Origin of the sequence: Campylobacter concisus (assembly GCF_902460595.1) — a bacterium.
Lineage (GTDB): Bacteria > Campylobacterota > Campylobacteria > Campylobacterales > Campylobacteraceae > Campylobacter_A > Campylobacter_A concisus_BL.
Genome location: NZ_CABPVA010000002.1, coordinates 188,707 through 192,235, shown reverse-complemented (window position 1 = coordinate 192,235; position 3,529 = coordinate 188,707). Strand labels below are relative to the sequence as shown.

3 protein-coding genes are annotated in these 3,529 nt (G+C 43.2%); all 3 read right to left on the bottom strand.

Features of this window, described 5'->3' with window-relative positions; translation table 11 throughout:
- Nucleotides 1-85: 85 nt before the first annotated feature.
- Genes lpxD through F3G86_RS05680 form a run of 3 tightly spaced genes read right to left on the bottom strand, consistent with a single transcriptional unit; the run spans nt 86 to nt 3,197 of the window.
- Nucleotides 86-1,039: a UDP-3-O-(3-hydroxymyristoyl)glucosamine N-acyltransferase gene (lpxD, locus tag F3G86_RS05690; RefSeq protein WP_149723270.1), complete on the bottom strand. Its 954-nt coding sequence runs from the start codon at nt 1,037-1,039 to the stop codon at nt 86-88.
- A complete protein-coding gene (gene ilvN, locus F3G86_RS05685; protein WP_223227413.1) occupies nt 1,039-1,500 on the bottom strand; it encodes an acetolactate synthase small subunit in 462 nt (153 codons plus the stop codon). The genes lpxD and ilvN overlap by 1 nt, the downstream gene beginning before the upstream one ends.
- 2 nt (nt 1,501-1,502) lie before the next feature.
- Nucleotides 1,503-3,197: an acetolactate synthase large subunit gene (locus F3G86_RS05680; RefSeq protein ID WP_223228561.1), complete on the bottom strand. Its 1,695-nt coding sequence runs from the start codon at nt 3,195-3,197 to the stop codon at nt 1,503-1,505.
- Nucleotides 3,198-3,529: the final 332 nt, after the last annotated feature.

Below are 3,529 nucleotides of genomic sequence, written 5' to 3'. Positions count from 1 at the left end.
ATGATTTCAGTGAAATAAAAAAATAGAAAATTTAAATTTAAATTATAGAAGTATGACAACTATTTGGCGGAGAGCTCCGCCAAATTTAGTTTTTCTTAAAAAATCTCAATATCTTTGCTTGAAATTTAAACTGCTCTGAAAGCTCCATTATCGGATAAGCTCCAGCATATTTTTTGCCTCCAGGTAGGTCTTTACTCACGCCTCCACGTGCTGCGATCTGAGCAAAGTCGCCCACTTTTACGTGACCGGCCGAGCCGCTTTGTCCGCCCATGACGACGTTTCTGCCTAGCACTGTTGAGCCAGCAAGCCCAGTTTGTGAGACGATGAGGCAGCCATTTCCAAGCTCGCAGTTGTGGCCTATTTGAACGAGATTATCTATCTTTGTGTAGTTTGCGATCATTGTGCTTTCAAAGACGCCACGATCTATCGTCGTGCAAGCGCCGATCTCGACAAAATCACCCAAAACAACATTACCATTGTGATAAATTTTCACATGCTCGCCAGTTTTTGTATGCGCATAGCCAAAGCCGTCGCTGCCTATAACGCAGTTTGCTAGCAGGTGACACTCATTGCCGATGACGCAGTCATTATAGATGACGACGTTTGGGTGTATGATGCAGTTTTTGCCGATAGTTACGTTGTCACCCAAAAAAGCTCCAGCCATCACTATTGTGTTTTCGCCAACGCTCACATTTGAGCCGATATAGACATTTGGCATGATAGTTGCGCTCTGGGCGATATTTGACGGTTTTGGCTCACAAAAAAGCGGCTTAGCGTAAATTTTACTAAGGATAGCAAACGCAAGGTGCGGGTTGTCGCACACAAGCGCTACCATACCAGCTGGCACTAAGTCCAAAAGCGATTTTGTTACCAAGATAGCTCCAGCGTTTGAAGTGCTTATAAATTTAGCATTTTTCTCGCCATCGCAGTATGTTAGTTCAGCTTTATTTGCATTTTTTAAAGAATTTAGAGCAAAAATTTCAAGATCTTCTCCGCTAAAAGTAGCATTTACTTTTAAGGCTATTTCGCTTAGTTTCATCATATATCCATTATCACAGATCCGCCGCGTACGACGTCAACTGGGTTAAATTTCTTTATTGACTTTAAAAAGCTCTCTACCCTGCTCGCATCGTCAGCCACCATGACAACGATGTAGTTTTCGTTTGTGTTTGTGACGATACCGTTGTATGTCTTTAGTATCGCCTCAAGACCAGCGAAATTTTCACCAAGCGGGATTTTCACAAGTGCCATCTCTTTTTCAACAAATTCGCCACTTTCTATGACTTTATATGTTGGGATGAGCTTGTGAAGCTGCTTTACGATCTGCTCCAAAACTCTCTCATCGCCGCTTGTGACGATGCTTAGTCTTGAGAAGTTGCTCTCAGGTATCGGAGCAACTGTGAGCGTGTCAATGTTGTAGCCCCTGCCCGCAAAAAGTCCAGAAATTCTAGCCAAAACGCCATGTTCATTTAAAACTATAACCGAAATCGTTCTTCTGATACTCATTTTTCTTCCTTGCTCTTTAATATCATATTATAAATCGCAGCCCCAGCTGGAACCATAGGAAGCACGTCCTCAAAGCGGTCGATCCTAACGTCGATAAGAGCTGATTTTTTACTCTTGATCGCCTCTTTTAACGCCTTTTTAAACTCATCTTTACTCTTGCAAACAAAGCCAACGCCGCCAAATCCCTCAGCGATCTTTACAAAATCAGGCTGCAAGCTAAGATCAGTCGATGAGTAGCGCTTTTCATAGAAAAATGTCTGCCACTGGCGCACCATGCCTAGGAAGTTGTTGTTTAAGATGATGTTTATGACAGGGGCATTTGTCTCATAAGCAGTCATCAGCTCTTGGATATTCATAAGTATCGAGCCATCGCCTGTGAAATTTACAACCAAATGCTCAGGCTTGGCACACTTTGCTCCGATCGCTGCAGGGAGGCCATATCCCATTGTGCCAAGACCGCCACTTGTGACAAGCTGCCTTGGGCGGTTAAATGGATAAAACTGCGCCACCCACATTTGGTGCTGACCAACGTCAGTTGCGATGATAGCCTCAGGGCCAACTATCTTTGCGGTCTCTTCAACCACCCATTGAGGCTTTAAGACCTTGTCGCTATCTGTGTAGCCAAGAGGATTTAGCTTTTGATATCTATCTAAAATTTCTCTCCAAGGCGCATAGTTTTTAGGCTCACCTTTCACCTCCTCATAAAGCTCGCTTAGCACATTTGTAAGGTCGCCAACTATCGGATAGTGAGCGTTTATGATCTTTGAGATAGAGCTTGGATCGATGTCGATATGGATGATCTTTGCATGTTTGGCAAACTCGTCAGTTTTGCCTGTGACCCTATCGCAAAATCTAGCTCCAAGCGAGATAAGAAGGTCGCACTCGCTAAGCGCCATATTTGAAGCGTAGCTGCCGTGCATGCCTGCCATGCCTAAATTTAGCTCATCTTTTGCGTCAAGCACGCCAAGAGCCATAAGTGTCTCGACCGCTGGGATGCCTGTTTTTTTCATAAATTTACGTATGATCTCGCTTGCATTTGATGCGACCGCGCCGCCGCCTATATAAAGAAGTGGTCTTTTTGCTTCATTTATCGCAGCTGCTGCTTTTTTGATCTGCTTAGAGTTGCCTTTATATGTCGGCTTGTAGCTTGGGATAGAAATTTCTTTTGGATAGACAAAGTCGCCAAGCCTTGAAGTGACGTTTTTTGGGATATCGATATGAACTGGTCCTGGGCGGCCCGATCTTGCGATATAAAACGCCTCTTTTATGATGCGAGGTAGCTCCTCGACGCTATTTACTAAAAAGTTGTGTTTGACACAGGGGCGTGAAATGCCGACTGCATCGATCTCTTGAAAGGCATCTGTGCCGATCATAAAGGTTGGTACTTGACCACTTATAAGCACAACTGGGATGCTGTCGCTGTAAGCTGTGGCAAGACCAGTGACTGCGTTTGTAAAGCCAGGACCGCTTGTCACAAAAGCTACGCCAACTTTGCCGCTAACCCTAGCGTATCCGTCTGCTGCGTGAACGGCTGCTTGCTCGTGGCGAACCAAGACGTGCTTAAAATAAGTTTGTTTATATGTCTCGTCGTAGATATTTAAAGCTGCACCGCCAGGATAGCCAAAAACTATCTCAACGCCCTCTTCGTGCAAGGCTTTGCTTATCATCTGTGAACCAGAAATTTGTTTTATCATCACTTTAGCCTTTTGATAAATTTATCGCAAATTATATCCCAAAGCATTTTAAATCCATTTTAACTTTTTAGCGAAATTTAGGCGTTATCTTAAAATTTTTGAAAAAAATTTGAGTTAAAAAAGCGAAAAATACAAAATATTTTACATATATTTATACATATTATTTTTAGTATTTTTGATAAATTTGGCAAATTTGGAGCAAAATTTAAAAAGCGGAGGGACGACAACCAGACAACCAGACAACCAGACAACCAGACAACCAGACAACCAGACAACCAGACAACCAGACAACCAGACAACCAGACAACCAGACAACCAGACAACCAGAC

What these genes read in the sequence shown, in the direction of transcription:
- lpxD (WP_149723270.1), bottom strand. Translation starts at nt 1,039, where the DNA reads ATGAAACTAAGCGAAATAGCCTTAAAAGTAAATGCTACTTTTAGCGGA.